Annotated in this window: 20 protein-coding genes; 12 read left to right on the top strand and 8 right to left on the bottom strand. The window is 35.2% G+C overall.

All coding sequences use genetic code 11. The annotated features are described in order from the left end of the window. Nucleotides 1-17: 17 nt before the first annotated feature. From flgK to BS85_RS0102310, 4 genes are read right to left on the bottom strand one after another with little or no spacing between them, the layout of a single operon-like run. Nucleotides 18-1,844, bottom strand: coding sequence for a flagellar hook-associated protein FlgK (gene flgK, locus BS85_RS0102325; protein WP_026943393.1), 1,827 nt, complete (start codon nt 1,842-1,844; stop codon nt 18-20). Nucleotides 1,845-1,858: 14 nt separating this feature from the next. Then, nucleotides 1,859-2,314 carry a hypothetical protein gene (locus BS85_RS0102320; RefSeq protein ID WP_026943392.1) on the bottom strand — a complete coding sequence of 152 codons (456 nt, stop codon included), beginning with the start codon at nt 2,312-2,314 and terminating at the stop codon, nt 1,859-1,861. A 29-nt stretch (nt 2,315-2,343) separates the two neighbouring features. After that, nucleotides 2,344-2,589, bottom strand: coding sequence for a flagellar biosynthesis anti-sigma factor FlgM (locus BS85_RS0102315; protein ID WP_026943391.1), 246 nt, complete (start codon nt 2,587-2,589; stop codon nt 2,344-2,346). 53 nt (nt 2,590-2,642) lie between these two features. Further along, nucleotides 2,643-2,837, bottom strand: a complete 195-nt coding sequence (locus BS85_RS0102310; protein WP_026943390.1) for a hypothetical protein — start codon at nt 2,835-2,837, stop codon at nt 2,643-2,645. A gap of 170 nt (nt 2,838-3,007) precedes the next feature. Here BS85_RS0102310 and BS85_RS0102305 point away from each other — a divergent pair, with 170 nt between their 5' ends. From BS85_RS0102305 to BS85_RS0102255, 11 genes are all read left to right on the top strand, one after another. Continuing rightward, complete coding sequence (locus BS85_RS0102305) at nt 3,008-4,258, top strand: peptidoglycan DD-metalloendopeptidase family protein (protein ID WP_026943389.1); 1,251 nt, start codon at nt 3,008-3,010, stop codon at nt 4,256-4,258. Next, complete coding sequence (locus BS85_RS0102300; RefSeq protein WP_034550972.1) at nt 4,258-4,866, top strand: NUDIX hydrolase; 609 nt, start codon at nt 4,258-4,260, stop codon at nt 4,864-4,866. The genes BS85_RS0102305 and BS85_RS0102300 overlap by 1 nt, the downstream gene beginning before the upstream one ends. After that, nucleotides 4,866-5,498, top strand: coding sequence for a 30S ribosomal protein S19 (locus tag BS85_RS0102295; protein WP_026943387.1), 633 nt, complete (start codon nt 4,866-4,868; stop codon nt 5,496-5,498). Before BS85_RS0102300 ends, BS85_RS0102295 begins: the two co-directional genes overlap by 1 nt. Nucleotides 5,499-5,518: 20 nt before the next feature. Then, nucleotides 5,519-6,706, top strand: coding sequence for a lipid-A-disaccharide synthase (gene lpxB / locus BS85_RS0102290; RefSeq protein WP_026943386.1), 1,188 nt, complete (start codon nt 5,519-5,521; stop codon nt 6,704-6,706). A gap of 67 nt (nt 6,707-6,773) precedes the next feature. Then, on the top strand, nt 6,774-7,253 hold the full coding sequence (gene greA, locus BS85_RS0102285; protein ID WP_026943385.1) for a transcription elongation factor GreA: 480 nt from the start codon (nt 6,774-6,776) through the stop codon (nt 7,251-7,253). Between the two features lie 8 nt (nt 7,254-7,261). Beyond that, nucleotides 7,262-7,693, top strand: a complete 432-nt coding sequence (gene dut / locus BS85_RS0102280; RefSeq protein WP_026943384.1) for a dUTP diphosphatase — start codon at nt 7,262-7,264, stop codon at nt 7,691-7,693. Nucleotides 7,694-7,723: 30 nt separating this feature from the next. Further along, nucleotides 7,724-8,314 carry a tetratricopeptide repeat protein gene (locus BS85_RS0102275; protein ID WP_026943383.1) on the top strand — a complete coding sequence of 197 codons (591 nt, stop codon included), beginning with the start codon at nt 7,724-7,726 and terminating at the stop codon, nt 8,312-8,314. Beyond that, a complete protein-coding gene (locus tag BS85_RS0102270; protein WP_026943382.1) occupies nt 8,304-9,326 on the top strand; it encodes a PQQ-binding-like beta-propeller repeat protein in 1,023 nt (340 codons plus the stop codon). Before BS85_RS0102275 ends, BS85_RS0102270 begins: the two co-directional genes overlap by 11 nt. 7 nt (nt 9,327-9,333) lie before the next feature. Next, nucleotides 9,334-9,972, top strand: a complete 639-nt coding sequence (locus BS85_RS0102265) for a type III pantothenate kinase (RefSeq protein ID WP_026943381.1) — start codon at nt 9,334-9,336, stop codon at nt 9,970-9,972. After that, nucleotides 9,969-10,583: an ATP phosphoribosyltransferase gene (gene hisG, locus BS85_RS0102260; protein ID WP_026943380.1), complete on the top strand. Its 615-nt coding sequence runs from the start codon at nt 9,969-9,971 to the stop codon at nt 10,581-10,583. The genes BS85_RS0102265 and hisG overlap by 4 nt, the downstream gene beginning before the upstream one ends. 11 nt (nt 10,584-10,594) lie before the next feature. Continuing rightward, complete coding sequence (locus tag BS85_RS0102255) at nt 10,595-11,860, top strand: 3-isopropylmalate dehydratase large subunit (RefSeq protein ID WP_026943379.1); 1,266 nt, start codon at nt 10,595-10,597, stop codon at nt 11,858-11,860. A 164-nt stretch (nt 11,861-12,024) separates the two neighbouring features. Here BS85_RS0102255 and BS85_RS0102250 read toward each other — a convergent pair whose 3' ends face one another. Next, nucleotides 12,025-13,332 carry a sensor histidine kinase gene (locus BS85_RS0102250; RefSeq protein WP_034550969.1) on the bottom strand — a complete coding sequence of 436 codons (1,308 nt, stop codon included), beginning with the start codon at nt 13,330-13,332 and terminating at the stop codon, nt 12,025-12,027. Continuing rightward, nucleotides 13,332-14,003, bottom strand: coding sequence for a response regulator transcription factor (locus tag BS85_RS0102245; protein WP_026943442.1), 672 nt, complete (start codon nt 14,001-14,003; stop codon nt 13,332-13,334). The genes BS85_RS0102250 and BS85_RS0102245 overlap by 1 nt, the downstream gene beginning before the upstream one ends. A gap of 101 nt (nt 14,004-14,104) precedes the next feature. Here BS85_RS0102245 and BS85_RS0102240 point away from each other — a divergent pair, with 101 nt between their 5' ends. Continuing rightward, a complete protein-coding gene (locus tag BS85_RS0102240; protein ID WP_026943377.1) occupies nt 14,105-15,211 on the top strand; it encodes an ATP-binding protein in 1,107 nt (368 codons plus the stop codon). Between the two features lie 95 nt (nt 15,212-15,306). On the opposite strand, the gene BS85_RS0102235 is transcribed toward BS85_RS0102240, so the two are convergent. Next, complete coding sequence (locus tag BS85_RS0102235) at nt 15,307-16,266, bottom strand: chemotaxis protein (protein ID WP_026943376.1); 960 nt, start codon at nt 16,264-16,266, stop codon at nt 15,307-15,309. A 56-nt stretch (nt 16,267-16,322) separates the two neighbouring features. Then, on the bottom strand, nt 16,323-18,026 hold the full coding sequence (locus tag BS85_RS0102230) for an ABC transporter ATP-binding protein (RefSeq protein WP_026943375.1): 1,704 nt from the start codon (nt 18,024-18,026) through the stop codon (nt 16,323-16,325). Nucleotides 18,027-18,040 lie beyond the last annotated feature (14 nt).

The following is an 18,040-nucleotide window of genomic DNA, read 5'->3' as shown; positions in this document are numbered from 1 at the left end:
GAATCCTTATGCAGATTCTATTGCTTAATGCCTAAGAGAGTGGTAATCATTTCATCAATAGCTGAAATCATCTTTGCATTTGCGCTATAACCTGTTTGGAATTTAATGAGATTCACCAATTCATCATCTACGGAAACTTCTGAAATCGCCTTGTATTCTTTTTTGGTTGAACTATACACTGCTTCTTTGGTTTCCTGCGTTACTTGCGTTCCCTCTGTTTGTGAAGCGACCTTACTTGCAATAAAACGGAAATACCCACTAATCGTCTCATATCTCTCCTCCCTATCATAGACATCTGTAAAGGTGATTTTATCGTATTGAAGTTGTTGCATCATATTGGCTACTTCAAAGTTACCATTTACCGCTTCGCGATAAGCGCGTATCAAGGTTGGATCTTCACGATAAGCATTCGCTAACTCTATATTACTTGCGTTGTTACCATCAAAGAAACGATTCACGCCAAATGCACCGGCAAAATTCGTCCCATTATCCTGAATGGAAATGTAAATTTCCTCTGAAGGATTCTTAGAAGTAATAGCAAAAGTTTGCGTATCGTTGTTGTAAGTCGCTTGGAATCTATCATCAAAATCATTCAAGGCATTGCCATCTAAATTATCGTCAAGGTTTGCATTGAGCTGATCAATCACGCTTTGCATATTCGTAAGATTATCTATCTTGACTTCACGCGCTCCTAATTCGTTGCCCTGCTTATCATACATTACAACTTTAAAGCTCCCCTCACGCACATTGTAACCACTTGTCGTTAGTGCATCTTGCGTGTTAATATAAAGCTTATCACTACGCGCACCTAGTTGGGAGCATTGCGCATAAATATTATTGGTTGCTTCTATGATTCCATTCGCAAAAGTATCCAAGTCGTTAATATAAACCTGCAACTTTCCTAAAGTCCCTTGACAATTAAAAACTTCATCGGTGCGAATCAAATCCAAAAGACCTCCAACCTTTCCCTCATTTAATACATTGGTTAAATTGTATTCCTTATGGTCTCTACGCAAATATTTAATAGTATAGATTCCACTTTCATTTTGAGAATTATCAAGAGTTAGAGGGTGAAAAGATTCCCCATCCACAATAGATCTTCCCCCAATAGTCAAAGTGTAATCCTCATCAAAATCCGCAATATTTATATTTGCACAACTGCCTTTCACTTCCTCTTTAAAGACGCTACAACCAATTAAATTGTTGATTTCAAATTCATATTGGTCGCGCAAATCCCGCAAATCATTTGCTTTTCTGTATAAATCTTGATTTTCATATTCATTGATTTGCTTGTTAATAATAGAGATTTGTTCTGCTAGACGATTCACTTCCTCCACTGCAACTTTAACTTCGTCGTTTAATCGTTGTTGAAGATAAACCAATGATTTTCGTGTTTCTTGAATGTTTTTAGATAATGTATTAGCTTGTTCTGCTAATGCAATTTTTTGTGCTGGATCACCTGCCTTAGTAGATAAATCTTTCCAAGCATTAAAATAATTCTGCAAATCGTTATAAATCCCTACTCCATCAATTTCAGGATAATAAGAAGAAGCTTCTCTAAGTCCTGCAAAACTTGTATCATAATAAGTTTTTTCTGAAGCTGCTTTTTTGTAACGCATATAGCTATATTCATCATGCACACGTTCCACCGTCAAAATGTCAAGCCCTTGTCCCAAAGCATAGTTTTGTTTCCAAAGTGGGGTTTCCGCTGCGCTTCTTACAACCTGTCTTGAATAAAATTCATTATTCGCATTTGCAATATTGTTACTTGTTGTATCCACCATTACTTGATGTCCGGTTAAACCGGTATATGGGGTATTTAAAGATGAAAGCAAACCACCCATAACCTACCCCCTTTTTAAACTTCGGTATGCAAAAAAGATGCATTACCTAAAGCTTGTTTTTTGTAACCACGTTCTTCAACGGGAACAATTTTTCCTAATAGCGAGGTATAAAATTCAGAAACCGCTAAAGACATTTTGCCAAAACGATAATTAAGATTTTTTAGGATTTCTAATTGGTCGTGTAATTCAGCGGTGCATTCACTAGCACCCTCTCCTAGTAAACTCTGCTTATCCTCATAGGTTAAATCCTCTAAGGTTGCATTGGGGTATTCCGTGCGCAGACGCTCTTCTATACTTTTAGCATAGGCTTCTTTTTTGCGAATGAAAGATGCGGTTAATTCCTCTTTTTGAGGGATTCTCGCAAAAATAGCTTCATTGTTAGCGTTTTTAATATCCGCAATATCTTGCTCTGTAATCGCAATGAGTGCTTTAATATCCTCTAAAGCATCTTTTAAAAACTGCACAGACATGAGATAACTCCTAAAAATAGACTTATCTCCTATCTAAGCAATTCTTGTGCCAACTTTTCAGCACTCCCCCTTAAATCTAATTTATAAGTGCCATTTTTAATAGCAGATTTAATTTCTTCTAATCTAGCATTACTAGAATCTTTAGCACTTTGTACTGATTGAGGTTTTTCACTGACTGATTCATTTTTAGTATTGTTAATTTGTGAAGTATTTTTATTATTCACTTGATTAACCGCGCTTGAAAAAGCCGAATTACTCATCAAATGACTAATCATCTTTTCTCCTTTCTAAAAAATATTTCCAATAATATCGGCTATTTTACAAAAAACTAAAATGATTCTCTAACACTTTTTGAAACATCTTGTAAAAACTTCTCTGTATCGGATTTTGGTGGAGCAATTTGTTGTCCATCACCATATAGTGGAACATCAGGACCGCCAATTTTAATTGCATACAAAATCACAAAAAGCATAAAATAAATAAAGAGTCCAAAGCCCATTGATGGCACAAACCAATCTTTCATTCTAGCTCCTTAAAATTCATAAAAAATGCTTTTTAAATCCTAATCCTACATTTTTATTCTTAAAAATATAGTAAATTTTTATATTTTTTGTATCAAAACGCACCTTTTGTGCTATAATCCTTTTTCCCTAAAAAATATAGACATAAAACAAAAGATAATAGGATAAAAATATGCGTTTTCTTAATCTTTCTAAAATAAAATTTCTTAAAAATTCTTTCAAAAACTTTGGTAAAACCTTTTGTGTTTTTAGTGCTTTTGGTCTATTGAGTGCCAATGCAGCAAACATTCAAGAATCCCAATGGGAACAAGGACAAACTCTTCTTACATTTTTTGAAAAAAATAGGATTCCTTTAAAAGTTTATTATGATTTAGCTCCAGAGGATAAAGAACTTGCAGATGAAATTATCAGTGGTAGCACTTTTTATACGCTTTATGAAGATTCCAAACTGCTTCAAGCCCTCATTCCTATTAATGAAAATTCCCAACTCCACATATTCAAGCAAGGGGAGTCCTATGGTATGCGAGCAATTCCTGTGGCTTATTTTACAGAAGAACGTACAATTGCGCTTTCTGTTGAAAACTCTCTTTATAATGATATTATCAAGCTCACAGGAGACAAATTTCTAGCAGGTGATTTTATCCACGCCTACAAAGGAAGTGTGGATTTTCGCCGTGAAGTACAAAAAAACGATAAATTAGCAATCATTTATGAGCGTAAATATCGTTTAGGAAAAAATTTTGGCTCACCCAACATTAAAGCTTCTATTTTAAATATTGGCAAACGTCATCAATATGTTATTCGCCACGAAGATGGGCAATTTTATGATTTGAAAGGAAACAATTTAAGCAAATACTTACTCACAATCCCCTTACACTACAAACGCATCTCTTCCCATTTTTCTATGGGGAGAAAACACCCAATTCTTGGATATAAACGCCCTCACTTAGGAACAGATTACGCAGCACCGCGTCATACTCCTATCCGCGCAGCAGGAAAAGGAAAGATAATCTTTGCTGGAACTAAAGGCGGTTATGGAAAAACGGTAATTATTCAACACGAAAATGGATACAAAACACTTTATGCGCATATGCACAAAATTGACAGAAAAATCCGCACAGGAGTCAGTGTCGCACAAGGAAAACAAATCGGAACGGTGGGCAGCACGGGACTTAGCACGGGACCACATTTGCATTTTGGACTTTATAAAAATGGCAGTGCCGTAAATCCTGTAAAACACTTAAAAATTGCTCACTCCAAGCTTCAAGGCAAAGAAAAAGAGGGGTTTTTAATCACAGCAAAAGCTTATCAAAAAGCATTAAATACAGCCTTAGCAGAGGGTATTGAAAATCAAACCCCATTCAAAAAGATGCAAGATGGCTACATTGTTTATCTTAATGCAGACGATAAGAATTTTAACTAATGCAACCTAAAGATATTTCCAACATTCGCTTTTGCAGTTGTGAGAATTCTAAATACATCAAACCCAAACGTATGCTTTTTTGTGAAAACGGCAAGGAACGCAGTTGGGACATCATTGAAGCACACGATAGTGTAGCGATTCTGCTCTACCATAAACCAAAAGATTCTTTTGTGGTGGTTAAGCAATTTCGTCCCGCAGTTTATCTTAAAGAAAATATACGTCAAACTTCTCATCTCAAAGTTGAATTGGGTTACACTTTTGAGCTTTGTGCAGGAATTACAGACAAAGAGGGAAAGTCTCTTCAAGAAATTGCGCAAGAAGAAATCTTAGAGGAATGCGGTTATGCGATTCCTTTAGAAAATATCCATAAAATTACAGAATTTTATAGCTCTGTTGGTTTTGCTGGAAGTAAGCAAACGCTTTTTTTTGCAACCATTGATGAATCGTGTTATCAAAATGAGGGGGGTGGCGTAGATGATGAAAATATTGAGGTGGTGTTTATTCCCAAAAAAGAAGCTTATGATTTTATTTTAGATGAATCCTATCCCAAAACATCGGGAATTATGTTTGCTTTTCTTTGGTTTTTTAAAAATCATAAGGATTGTTAATGTTAAACCATTCCGCGCTACAAGAACTCACTAAAAAACTAGACGAAATTAAAGAATCGTGGCAAATTTACACAATTTTTGAAGAAGAAAAAAAACGTTTTAACGAAGAATTTGATGCTTTAAAAAAAGATAAAGCCTCTTTAATGGAATCCTTTAATGATATATCCGCAAAAAATGCGTTGTTATTGGCAGAAAACAAAGAGTTAGAGCAGAAAAACAAAGCATTAAAAGAAGAAATTGCATCAAAAAAGCAACAACTTCAATCCTTAGATTCTGATGATAAACCACTGCATTCTAACATATCAAATCCCAAAACCCTTATCAAACAATCTCAAACACTAAAGGAGATTCTAAGCTCCGCAAAAGAGTTATTGCAAAAAAATTCTCTTGTGCGTCCCAAAGCCTTACAAAAGCTAGAAGTTTCTTATCAGAAACACCAACGCCTACTAGCTAACCCTGCCAAAGAATATGTAACTTTAGAATCTGCTACTATATTTTTTGACTTGCTTATCAAACTAAAAGCTAAACTCAAAGAAATGGATTTGCAGATTTTAAAATTAGATTCAGAAATTCAAGACCTACAAAAACCATCAGAGGATATTAAAGATTCTCACAAGATGAAACAAAAATAAATGTATTTGAAAGATACTTTATGAAAACATTAAAACTCTTTGTCTCCGCCATAGAATATTCGGCAAACCTGCATTTGGTTAATTTGCTGAAATCTTTGCAACAAATGCGGATTCCTTTTACTCTTTATGGAATTTTTGATAGCACATTATTAAAACAATCCCTCAAAGAGGATAAAGGTGGAATCCCTGACATTCAAGACAACTTTCAAAATGTCTATAATCCAGATTCTTTTCGCATTATGGGATTTGTTGATGCACTCAAACTGATTCCTAATTTCTTCAAAGCCAAACGCACACTAGCTCATATTGCTCTTGAGTGTGATATTGCGCTCTTTATGGATTCCTCCTCGTTTAACATTCCTTTGATTCAAGCAATTCGCAAACTTGCCTCCACGACACATTTACAAAACTTACCATACATCATTTATTATATCCTGCCACAAGTGTGGGCTTGGAAACCCAAACGTGCGCAAATATTAAGTGAAATTTGCGATGAATTATGGGGAATCCTGCCTTTTGAGAAGGACTTTTATCCCAAAACTGCTCCCATTACTTATGTGGGACACCCTTTACTTGATGAGATTCCCTACTCTTTTAATGCGCGACAAAATACACAAAACATAGCTTTTATGCCCGGTTCTCGCAAGAGTGAAATCCGCACACTTTTTCCAATTTTTAAAAAACTTGCTAAAATCTTAAAATCTCAAGGCAAAAATGTAATTTTAATTATCCCTAAAGCTTTTAATCAATGCGATTTAACAAAAATTTATGGCGACCTAAGTATGTTTGAACTCTCTTTTGATACTTATCTTGGATTAAAAAAAAGCGAATTTGCCTTTGTGTGTAGTGGAACTGCAACTTTAGAATCCACCTTGCTTGGGATTCCAACTATTCTAGCCTACAAAGCAAAGCCTTTAGATTACCTTATTGCCAAAGCTTTAGTGCGATTAAATTACATAGGACTAGCCAATATTTTCTTAGAATTTCATTACTTTAATTCTCCAAAGAACAATCCCAATCCCGCTACTTTTCCAATTATTCCAGAATTTTTGCAAAACAATGTCCAAGTAGAAAATCTGAAAAACGCCTATACCTTGTTTGATTATCATCATTTTTTTGAACAAAAAAAGATTCTCTTTGAGTACCTAGCCAATGGTAGCGCAGAATCTTGTGCAAAAAAAATCAAAAATTTCACAAAAATTTTATAAAAATAAAGGGCTTTTTAACTCTCTTTTTTTTACTATATCTAAATTATTTTACTCTTAAGGAAATCCTATGGAGCCTATGACAAAATATGGCTATGATAAATTAATTACTGAACTTAAAAACCTAAAAGAAGTTGAACGACCAAAAAATATTATTGAAATTGATACCGCAAGGGAACACGGGGATTTAAAAGAAAATGCAGAATACCACGCAGCAAGGGAGCGACAACTCTTTTTAGACGCGCGGATTAATGAGCTAACGCAACTCGTTGCAGAAGCGCGCGTGATTGATCCTGCAACCTTAACGCACGATAAAGTGAGTTTTGGCTCCACCATTAAGCTAGAGGATTTGGAGAGTGAGGAGCAATTTACCTATACCATTGTGGGTGCGACAGAGAGCAATCCAGAAAAAGGGCTTATCTCATACAATTCACCTTTAGCAAAGCAGCTTTTGGGCAAATTCGTGGGCGATGAAGTGAGTGTTACTCTACCAAAAGGGCGAGTGGATTATGAAATCTTAGATATTTGTTATAAAACAATCCAATTTTAGGTTTTTCTATGGCAAAGTTAAAAATTAAAAAATTAGTTCCAAGTGCTGTGATACCGGATTATCAGAGCAAAGAAGCTGCGGGTTTTGACCTTTGTTCTAGTGAAAATGTAACCCTAGAGGCAGGTAAATGGGCATTGATTCCTACGGGACTTAGCTTTAGTTTTCCTAAAAATCACGAAGTGCAAGTGCGCCCAAGAAGCGGTTTAGCTTTAAAATATGGAATTACAATTTTAAATTCACCCGGAACAATTGATTCAGACTATCGGGGAGAAATCAAAGTTATTTTAATGAATTTAGGCAAAGAAGATTTCAAGATTAATGTAGGCGATAGAATCGCACAAGCTGTATTTTGCAGAATCAAAAGAGCTAAGATTAAGTCAGTTAAAGTATTGGATAAAACCAAACGCGGTGAAAGCGGATTTGGAAGCACAGGCAAATAGAATACAAATCATTACGATGAAGGAGAAATTTTGAGTTTAAAACAAAATGTAGATTTCATTAAAGAAGAAATGAATAACGATGAAAAAATGTTAGAAGGTCTTATCCGTTTTGAAAGTTGGTTTAAGCGGTATAAAACTACACTCATTGCGCTTACAATTATTATACTTGTATTAATTTTTGGCTATATGGGCAATAATTACTACCAAGAAACCAAACAACAAGAGATTTCTAGTCTTTACAAAAAGGCTTTAAAGGGCGATGAAAATGCGCTCCTTGCGCTTCAAAACTCTAAAAGCAAACTTTACGATTTATATCTTTTTCAAGAAGCATTAAAAACCAATGACGAAAAAACTTTAAAGACTTTGGAATCTTCCAAAGATTCCATTATTGCACAATTTTCAAAATTACAAAATGCGTCTTTAAGTCAAAATTTAAACGCACTAGATTCCAAAGAATCTGGCGACTTTGGGTATTTACAGGCTGCTTTTTTAGAAATTCAAGCAGGTAAAACACAAGAGGCAAAAGTGATTTTATCCAAAATCCAAAACGATTCCCCCGTGAGAGACTTTGCCAACGCGCTTGAACACTTAAGCATTCAAGGAATTAACAATGGTAAATAATTCTATTAAACATCAGATTCTATTTATTTTTTGTCTTACTGCATTATTGTTTATATCTAGCGGTTGTGGCTCCAAGTATTATTTTGAGCCCAAAGAAGATGAAATCAAAGGCGCAGTCTCATTTAGCGGTTCTATTCCCTCTCCCATAGTTTCTATCGTGCGTGATGGTGCAACATTAAAAAATGGGCAATTTATCACAAAATATTCCGAAATTCCAAATGTATTTCTACCACAAGACACACGATACCTTAATCAAACAGAAGATTATTATCTAGCTGGAGCTTATCAAACCCTTTTGCTTATTGATAAAGAAACCAATACACAAACTTCTATCGCTTTTGACAATACTCCCATTAGTGCTTCTATGAATGGGCAACTCATTGCGGTAATTTTTGATAACAATACTTTTGTGCTATACGATTTAAACAGAGGTCAAATCGCCTACAAGCAAGATAGTGCATTAGCCCCCACAAGCAATACGCTCATTGCTGCACCTTATTTTTTAAGTGATATTGTAATTGTGCCAACCCTAGATGGAAAACTTGTAATTATAGATAGGAACAATATGCAAATGATTCGTAATATTGTTGTAAATGGTGATAAATATTTTAACAATGTCATCTTCTTAGAAGCAATTGGGAATCGTATGGTTGCAGCTACTCCTAAACGCATTATATCTGTTAGCCCAAGCGTCATTAGTACATTCAATGCGAATATTAAAGATATTTTATTTTTTGAAGATAGAATCTTTATTTTTACTAGCGAAGGGGAAGTCATCTTAACCGATAAAGACTTAAATGAAAAACATCGCGTTAAATTTCCTTTTGCTCACTTTACCGCCGCTAATCACGGAAGAAATATCGTCATTTTAGAAACACAAGGGTATCTTATTACATTAGATGATACATTACAAAGCAGTGCAGTATTCACACTTCCAGATACAATTGATGAGCCTACATTCTCTGGTATGCGCGAAATTTTTATTGGCAATAAAATTTTAAAAGTAGAATAGAGGCACAATGATTCTCTGTGATATTGGCAATACATTCTTGCATTTTTATTATCGCGGCAGAATTTGGAAAGAAGAAAAAAACAAACTAACGCCTAAAGATTCTAAAGAGCTTATTATGTATATTAGCGTCAATGAAGATTCAACAAATGCCTTGCTTTATGCACATCCTCGTTGCTTTGATTTGACGCCTTATATGAACATTGATACCACCTACAAAGGTTTAGGGATTGATAGAATCGCAGCTTGTAAAGCCATTAGCGATGGAGTGATTGTAGATGCTGGGAGTGCTATCACGGTAGATGTGATGCAGCAGGGTATCCATTTAGGAGGATTTATTATGCCCGGAATCGCGCAATACCGCAAAATGTTTAGTAGCATTTCTGTATTGGATCACGAAATGAACTTAGCAGTGGGCTTAGATACCTTTCCCCAAAATACACGTGATGCCGTAAGTTATGGTATGTTAAACTCTATTGTATTAGTGCTTAAACAAACTTCTAAAAACAAAAAAATTCATTTCACGGGTGGCGATGGAAAATTTCTCTCGCGATTCTTTAAAGATTGTTTTTATGATGATTTGCTTGTCTTTAAAGGAATGCAAAAAGCCATCAATGAAAACTTTACCTCACAAGGAATTTATGTATGATAAAAGTTGCACTTCCAAAAGGTAGAATCGCAGATAAAACACTGCAAATTTTTGAAAGTTTCATCAATAAACCTTTGTGTTTCAAAGACCGCAAACTGATTCTAACAGAAGGGAATTTTGAATTTATGCTCGTGCGGAATCAAGATGTTCCAATCTATGTAGAACGAGGAGCTGCCGATATTGGTGTAGTGGGATTAGATGTGCTAGAGGAGCAGCAAAACTCTCTTGTCCGCTTACTAAATTTAGAATTTGGAAAATGCAAAATTGCTATTGGTTCTCCAAACCACTACAAAATGGACTTTTCCAATCCCAATCTAAAAATTGCAACAAAAATGGTAAATATTACCAAAAAATTCTTTGCTCAAAAAGCAATGAGTGTAGAAATTATCAAACTTTATGGCTCTATTGAGTTAGCACCACTTGTAGGAATGGCAGATGCGATTGTGGATTTAGTGGAAACAGGCGATACAATGCGTCAAAATAATCTCAAAATTGATGAAATCATTATGGAAGTCAGTGCTTATTTGGTAGCAAACCCTAACAGCTTTTATGCGCAAAAGTTAGAAATCCTAAGGATTCAAGACTATTTTAAAACACAAATCCAATGTTAAAAGGAGTTACAATGCAACAAACAATCACAGAAAAAATCTTTTCACACCACACGGGCAAAGAAGTGTATGCAGGGGATATTGTAGAATCCCCTATTGATATGGTTATTGGCAATGACATTACAACGCCACTTTCTATCAAAGCTTTTGAGGAGAGTGGAGCGCAAAAACTTGCAAATCCCGATGGATTCTGCATTGTAATGGATCATTTCATTCCTGCAAAAGACATTGCAAGCGCAAACCAAGCGCGTATCAGCCGAGACTTTGCTAAAAAGCATAAGCTTAAAAATTTCTTTGATGAAAAGGATATGGGAATTGAACACGCGCTTTTACCAGAAAAGGGCTTGGTTGTCAGTGGCGATGTCATTATCGGAGCGGATTCTCACACCTGCACACACGGCGCACTTGGCGCATTTAGCACCGGTATGGGAAGCACGGATTTAGCCTATGCAATGATTACGGGCAAAAATTGGTTTAAAGTGCCACATTCCATTAAAGTAGAGTTTATCGGCAAACCCGCACCACATATCTATGGCAAAGATTTGATTTTGGAAATTATCCGCCAAATCGGTGTAGATGGCGCGTTGTATCAAGCCTTAGAATTTTGTGGCGATGCAATTGCACACTTGAGTATGGACGATAGATTCTCACTTTGCAATATGGCGATTGAAGCCGGTGCAAAAAGCGGAATCATCGCTCCAGATTCCATTACGCGCGAATTTTTAGCAAGTCGTCCCAATTTACGCACCAAGCCAAAAGAGTTTTTCTCCGATTCCAATGCTTCCTACACGCGCACCATTACCATTGATGTAAGTAAGCTAGAACCCGTGATTGCTTATCCTTACCTACCAAGCAATGGCAAAAGTATCTCACAAGCCGTGAAAGACGATTTGAAAATTGACCAAGTCTTTATCGGGAGTTGCACCAATGGACGCTTGAGTGATTTAAGAATCGCAAGTGAGATTCTAAAAGGCAAAAGAGTGCATTCTGATGTGCGCCTTATCGTAACGCCCGGCACACAGCAAATCTATAAAGATGCACACAAATTAGGCTATATTGACATTCTCCTTGAAGCAGGTGCGCTCATCTCCAACCCAACTTGTGGAGCTTGTCTTGGCGGATATATGGGGATTTTAGGCGATAATGAGAGATGCGTCTCCACCACCAATCGCAATTTTGTCGGTAGAATGGGTGCAAGAAACTCTGAAGTCTATCTTGCTAATTCCGCCGTTGCAGCTAAAAGTGCTATTATAGGCAAAATAGCCGACCCAAGATCTTAAGAGTTCCGTTGCCTTATTTAATATAAGATTATAGATTGCTTTGTCTCTCACTGCGTCTATTCCTTGCAATGACGAGGTGGTAGGTTTTGCCATTGTGAGAAAAGCTTTAGCTTTTCGTCATAATCCATTAAGTCTAATCTTTTGCAGAATCTCTGCAATATTGACTACCACCTTAGCACAAACTCGCTTCCCTTACCCTCTTGAGAATGGCAAACAATTTTTATCCCATACATCTGACAAATCCTCTTTACAAGTGCAAGTCCGATTCCAAATCCCCCTTGTTGCAAATTGCTCCTATAATATCGTTCAAAAATTTTTTCTAAGTCTTTCTTTTGGATTCCACACCCATTGTCTTGAATACTCAAAAAATCCCTACCAAGTTGAACCTTAACTAAACCTCCATTGGGAGTATATTTTAACGCATTGTCCAAGAGATTATCTACCACTCGCACAATATGACTAGTATTTGCCCTAAGTCGCACATTATCCTCTGACATAAACTCTATTTGAATCTTTTTTTGATGAAAGAAAGGCTCAAAATACAAAAGTCTTTCTTTCAAAAGCATATCCATTGTGATATTTTCTATTTTTAATTCTTTTGTATCCCAAAAGTTATAAAATAATAAATCTTGATAAATGTTGCTTAGGGTTTTCGCCGCAAGTCCAATGCGTTCAAATTTACGCTTCTGCGATTGACTTAAATCTCCTACTCCTATGCGTTCCACACTCATTAAAATAACACTTAGAGGTGTATTAATCTCGTGTGTAGAATCCTTAATAAAAGCATCTAATGATTGTATTTTTTTTCTCAAAGGTTTCAAACTAAGCGAAACCAAAAAATAAGCCACAACACTAATAGCAACCAATACTACCAAAAAATATCCAAACATTGAGCCTAAAAGCTCATAAATTTCCGTTTGAACCCCGCCTACAAGAAAAATCAAATACAATCTCTCCTTTGTCTGTAAATTCAAAGCTTGGGATTCTTTGTTTAATTCCTCATTCTCTTGCGACTTTTGGTGCAATAGAAGCCAAAACTTCCTTCCCATAGGTTGCGTAATTAAATACATCGTATCCCCAAAGACTGCTATTTTATCGTAGCGATGTCTATTGTGCGTGAATGCAAATTGCTTTTCTTGCGTGGATAGAATCGCATTCATCTTTATCTTATTTTTTTCAAGAGATGAGGAGCTAAAAATAATTTCCCCTGCACTAGACGCTATCATAAAAGGGATTTGAAAATCTTTAGAAGTGTCATCAAATAATGTTTGAATAGGCTTAGAATCCGTCTGCAATCTTTCATAGAGATTGACGATTAAAGCGTGTGCATTTTCTTGTAATATTGCAACTTTAGATTCTAAAATTGCCGCTTTTTCTTTCTGATACCAACCATAAAAGACAATTCCCAAAAAGATACAACTTGTTAAGATATAAAGCGTTAAGATTTTTAATGCCGTTTTTCTCTCTTCCATTATTTGCTCACATTCAGCTTGTAACAATAGCCCTCGCCTCGCCTTGTAATAATATGCTCCTTGCCAACAATTTGACGCAGATTTTTAATATACACGCGCAGACTAAGTTCGCTTGGTTCTTCATCATATTTCCAAAGCAAAGAATAAATTTGCTCCAAACTTATAAAATGCCCCTCATTTTGCAATAAAACTTTCAATAATTCTCTTTCTTTGGTTGGAATTTTTGCGATTGCGCCTTGATAATACAAAATCTCCTCCGCACAATCAAAACTATATCCATTTTCAAACTCAAAAATCTCTAATTTCTTTCTCCGCTTTAGTTGCGCCTCAATTCTAAGCAACAATTCGGATAATTCAAAGGGTTTTTTTAAATAATCATCACACCCACTTTTAAAACCAATTTCAAGATCTTTTAGAGAATTTAAGGCAGTGATAAAAATTGCGGGTGTTTCTTTGCCACTTTTACGGAGAGAGCGCAAGGATTCAAAGCCACTTTGCCCCTCCACCATTACATCAAGCAATAAAATATCAAAATTCTCTTCATACGCTTTATTTGTTGCCTCTATGCCATTATTGCAACATACCACGGCATAACCCTCTTCTTCTAAACATTCAGCAATAATTTCTTGCAATGCCATATCATCTTCAAGTAATAAAATTTTTGCTTTCATTTTTTTCCTTTTGAATATGAGATTATACCACACAAGCAAGGTAGCTAAATCCAATGAAGGTTGCGCTATAATTTTGCAGAGAAAATCAAGAAAGTGTAGCTATGGAATTAACAAGAATCTTAGAATCTTATCCCAAAAATTTAAGTAAAATTCACCGCAATATACCCTTAAATTTAGGCAAAAAAACTTGTGTCTATGGTGCTAGAGGCATTGGCAAAACAGAAGCCATCTTAAACTACTATACTAAAACAAAATTCAATACTCTAAAAAAAATGTATCTTAACTTAAAGGATTCTCATCTTAACCATTATAATTTTTTAGATTCTTTGCCAAATTTTCTCCAAAAAGAAAAAATTGATATTTTAATCCTAGACCATTTTGAGTTTTCTATTTTTTCACCCACACTTTTAAAGCAGATTGCTTTTATACCGCAAATTACAATCATTTCGCAATCTCCTTTGATAGATAAAACCTATTCCCTTGTAGAGATTCCACCCATTACATTTCAAGAATTTACGCAAATACACAAAATCTCTACAAATGATAGCTTGAATCTTTATCTGAAATTCGGCAATTTATTGGAATCAGAAAGTCTCAACGAATACAAAAAGGCAGAATTTTTAAAAATACTTGCAGGAGATTCTACTAACTTTTGGATTCTACAAAACCTTATTTTGCATTTAGGACAGAAAGTCTCTATTTACCAAATCTTTACAAAACTCAAAAAAGAAAAGAAAATATCCAAGGATAGATTTTATGAATACTGCAAAAACTTAAATGAAAACAAAATTTTGTTTTGGCTTACAAAATTTGAACATCAATCCGCACCCAAAAAATTGTATTTTTGGGATTTCACACTAAAAAACTGCGTTTCTTATGAGCGAAATTTTGCATTATTATTTGAAAATATGGTTTTTTTGGAATTACTTTATCACTTCAAAGAAACAATCTTTTACACAGATAAACTAGATTTTTATTTACCCTCTTTATCCATTGGGATTCTTTGTATGCCTTTTATTCAAGGGCAATCTTTCCAAATGCGTTTAAACAAAATCATTAAAGAGCGCGAATTTTGCGATACTTTCTTGATTTTATCGCTAAACGATAAAGAATGTGGCGAGAACCTAGGCACACCCTACCACATTCTACCCTTTAAAGAATTTGCACTAAAAAACTCTTTGCAAGAAATCTTGGATTCAACATTATAAAAGCTATCATTGTAATTGATAAACAAAATGAATCTTTGTAGTAAAGAGAGGATTCCACCCAAATTACCTCTCCCAAAAAGAGGGAATCTTAAAAATTATTTAAGCATAAAACGTCTTAAAGCGTCCTCTACCTCAATAGGATTGGATTTGGAAATAAACTCGTCTGCATTCAGTGAGCGCGCCATATCCTCATTGCTACTCCCACTCATAGAAGAATTAACAACCACAGGGATTTTTGCAGTAAGAGGATTTGCTTTAATTTGCTTGATAACCTCAAATCCACTTGCTTCTGGCATTTCTAAGTCTGTAATCACAATCCCAATTCTAGAAATATCCGTTCCATCAGCAAAAACATAATCCAATAGTTTCTGTCCATTGACAAATGCCTTATGCGCAACACCGATCTTTTTAAGAATATTCTGCATTGTTTTAATAACGCTTGGAGAATCGTCTGCAATCAAAACTTCTTTATCTGTCAAAATTTGCTTGATTTTGTTCATTTCATCGTTTTTCTCATCTTCAATCCACGGGAATACATCTACAAGCATTTTTTCAATATCCACCACCTGCACCAAACGCCCATCAAAATAACGTGTTCTGCTAACTAACTTGCTATTTAGTCCAGAATTTCCAATTCCTGCACTTTGTTCAATTTCTGTCCATTTTTTATTTAATATTCTATCTGCTTCGTAGATTTTAACACCCACAGTCCATTTGGAAAATTCACAAATCATCACCACTTCATCATCACCCGGCGCACGCGTAATTGCATAAGGCTCAAGATTCTTTGTTCTATCCGTAGAATCATAATAAAACCACTTACGCAAATCTATCAAAGGAATTGTAAGCTCCCGAATTGTAATCAGCCCATCTACTAAGGAGCTTCCCTCGTGAGAAACCACCGTGATTTCGCCACGATATTTGACAACTTCACGGATTTTAAACACATTCACTGCATACAAATCTTTATCTTTTTCAAGCCTGAAACACAAAAGTTGCAATTCATTGTTTCTGTGCAAATTAGTTATCTGATCAACATTGGATAAATTTGACATTTCCAAACCTTAAAATTAAAAATTTTCATCATTATAACATAAAGCAAGTTAAAGTTTTAAATACTTTTATAATATTCTCTAAAGGATTCACACTTTTCAAGCAATTCCGCTTGTGTTCCATTGGCTATGATTTTTCCTTTTTGGAAAAAATAAATTTTTTGCGCTAATGAGACAGTAGAGAATCTATGCGCTATGATAATCACGATTCTATCCCCTAACAAGCCCCTAAGTGCCTCCCTAAACTCCTCTTCTGTTTTATTATCTAGCGCACTTGTCGCCTCATCTAAGATTAAAATTTCTGGATCCTTGTAAAGCGCACGCGCAATAGCAATTCTTTGCCTTTGACCGCCGCTCAAATTTGCACCAAACTCATCTAGCATTGTATGAATCCCATTAGGCAGGGATTCTACATATTCTAAAATCCTTGCTTGTTGCAAGGCTAATCTAACTCTCTCCTCGTCCATTTTTCCACCATAAGCAATGTTTTGTGCCACACTATCGTTAAAAATAAAAATCCTTTGCGTTACAATGGCAATCTTTGCCCTCAAACTCTTTTGTGTAAAACTCCGAATATCCTCTCCATTAATACTGATTTCCCCTTTGCTTGGGCTATAAAGTCGTAAAAGCAAATTCACAAAAGAGCTTTTTCCTCCTCCACTATTACCAACCAACGCAATGCTTTCACCCCGTTTGATTTCTAAATTTATATCACTCAACGCCTGTTGCTCTTGATAAAATAAATCTACATTTTTAAAGGCAACTTTCTGTATTTTTTCGTTAAACTCTTTGTTTCCATCTTGAATTTTTGCGTTTCTATCTAGCATTTCAAAGATTCTATCACCTGCAGCAAAAGCAATTTGAATCTTGCTGTATAAATTATTTAAACTCTTAAAAGGCGTATAAAGCATAAAAAGTGCCGTTACAAAAGAGAAAAAAGTTCCTGCTGTAATCTCATCATTAATAACTTTCTGCCCCCCAATAATAATTACAACCGCAAGTGCAATCGCACCTAAAGTCTCCATTAGAGGGGAAGTTAATTCAGATACACGCACGGTCTTCATTGAAATATTAAATATTTCTTTATTGTATTTTGAAAATATCTTGCATTCTATTTTTTCACTTGCACTTGCTTTAATCAATTCCACATTATTAAAAATCTCAATCAGTTTAGATGAAGAATCTGCATTTTTTTCTTGTAATTTTTTTGAATTTTTACGCATACTTCTTGCGATTCTTGAGATAGGATAAAGAGCCAAAGGCATTACCACAAGACCATAAAAAGCCAACTCTGGGCTTTGATAAATCACTACTGCTACAAGCCCAATCATAGTCAAGCCATTTTTAATGCCCTCAATAAGATAGCTTGAAACCGCATTTTGCACCGCACCAATATCACTTGTAATGCGCGAAATCAATTCCCCTTTCCGATAACGATTAAAAAACTCCATTTCAAAAGTCAAGATTTTATCTAAAAGAATTTCTTTTAGCCTACGCACAATATCCTGTCCTACATAATTCATAAAATAAGTTTGAATCCAAGCACCAAACCCCTTAGCAAAATAAGCTAATACCACTAAAAAAGGGAGAATATGTAGCATAGCTACATCTTTTTTGATGAAAATTTCATCTAAAACAGGCTTTACAAGATAGGCACTTGCGGCACTTGCACCTGAAACTAAAATAGTTCCAACAACAGAATAAAATAAATATAACTTATACTCTTTGATGTAGGGCGACAAACGAATAAAAAATTGCTTCAAACTTTTCCTTTTTT

Origin of the sequence: Helicobacter rodentium ATCC 700285 (assembly GCF_000687535.1) — a bacterium.
GTDB classification, from domain to species: Bacteria; Campylobacterota; Campylobacteria; order Campylobacterales; family Helicobacteraceae; genus Helicobacter_D; species Helicobacter_D rodentium.
The sequence above is the reverse complement of the archived record's forward strand: the minus strand, read 5'-3'. Positions and strand labels throughout refer to the sequence as shown.

What these genes read in the sequence shown, in the direction of transcription:
- flgK (WP_026943393.1), bottom strand. Translation starts at nt 1,844, where the DNA reads ATGGGTGGTTTGCTTTCATCTTTAAATACCCCATATACCGGTTTAACC.
- BS85_RS0102320 (WP_026943392.1), bottom strand. Translation starts at nt 2,314, where the DNA reads ATGTCTGTGCAGTTTTTAAAAGATGCTTTAGAGGATATTAAAGCACTC.
- BS85_RS0102315 (WP_026943391.1), bottom strand. Translation starts at nt 2,589, where the DNA reads ATGATTAGTCATTTGATGAGTAATTCGGCTTTTTCAAGCGCGGTTAAT.
- BS85_RS0102310 (WP_026943390.1), bottom strand. Translation starts at nt 2,837, where the DNA reads ATGAAAGATTGGTTTGTGCCATCAATGGGCTTTGGACTCTTTATTTAT.
- BS85_RS0102305 (WP_026943389.1), top strand. Translation starts at nt 3,008, where the DNA reads ATGCGTTTTCTTAATCTTTCTAAAATAAAATTTCTTAAAAATTCTTTC.
- BS85_RS0102300 (WP_034550972.1), top strand. Translation starts at nt 4,258, where the DNA reads ATGCAACCTAAAGATATTTCCAACATTCGCTTTTGCAGTTGTGAGAAT.
- BS85_RS0102295 (WP_026943387.1), top strand. Translation starts at nt 4,866, where the DNA reads ATGTTAAACCATTCCGCGCTACAAGAACTCACTAAAAAACTAGACGAA.
- lpxB (WP_026943386.1), top strand. Translation starts at nt 5,519, where the DNA reads ATGAAAACATTAAAACTCTTTGTCTCCGCCATAGAATATTCGGCAAAC.
- greA (WP_026943385.1), top strand. Translation starts at nt 6,774, where the DNA reads ATGGAGCCTATGACAAAATATGGCTATGATAAATTAATTACTGAACTT.
- dut (WP_026943384.1), top strand. Translation starts at nt 7,262, where the DNA reads ATGGCAAAGTTAAAAATTAAAAAATTAGTTCCAAGTGCTGTGATACCG.
- BS85_RS0102270 (WP_026943382.1), top strand. Translation starts at nt 8,304, where the DNA reads ATGGTAAATAATTCTATTAAACATCAGATTCTATTTATTTTTTGTCTT.
- BS85_RS0102265 (WP_026943381.1), top strand. Translation starts at nt 9,334, where the DNA reads ATGATTCTCTGTGATATTGGCAATACATTCTTGCATTTTTATTATCGC.
- hisG (WP_026943380.1), top strand. Translation starts at nt 9,969, where the DNA reads ATGATAAAAGTTGCACTTCCAAAAGGTAGAATCGCAGATAAAACACTG.
- BS85_RS0102255 (WP_026943379.1), top strand. Translation starts at nt 10,595, where the DNA reads ATGCAACAAACAATCACAGAAAAAATCTTTTCACACCACACGGGCAAA.
- BS85_RS0102250 (WP_034550969.1), bottom strand. Translation starts at nt 13,332, where the DNA reads ATGGAAGAGAGAAAAACGGCATTAAAAATCTTAACGCTTTATATCTTA.
- BS85_RS0102245 (WP_026943442.1), bottom strand. Translation starts at nt 14,003, where the DNA reads ATGAAAGCAAAAATTTTATTACTTGAAGATGATATGGCATTGCAAGAA.
- BS85_RS0102240 (WP_026943377.1), top strand. Translation starts at nt 14,105, where the DNA reads ATGGAATTAACAAGAATCTTAGAATCTTATCCCAAAAATTTAAGTAAA.
- BS85_RS0102235 (WP_026943376.1), bottom strand. Translation starts at nt 16,266, where the DNA reads ATGTCAAATTTATCCAATGTTGATCAGATAACTAATTTGCACAGAAAC.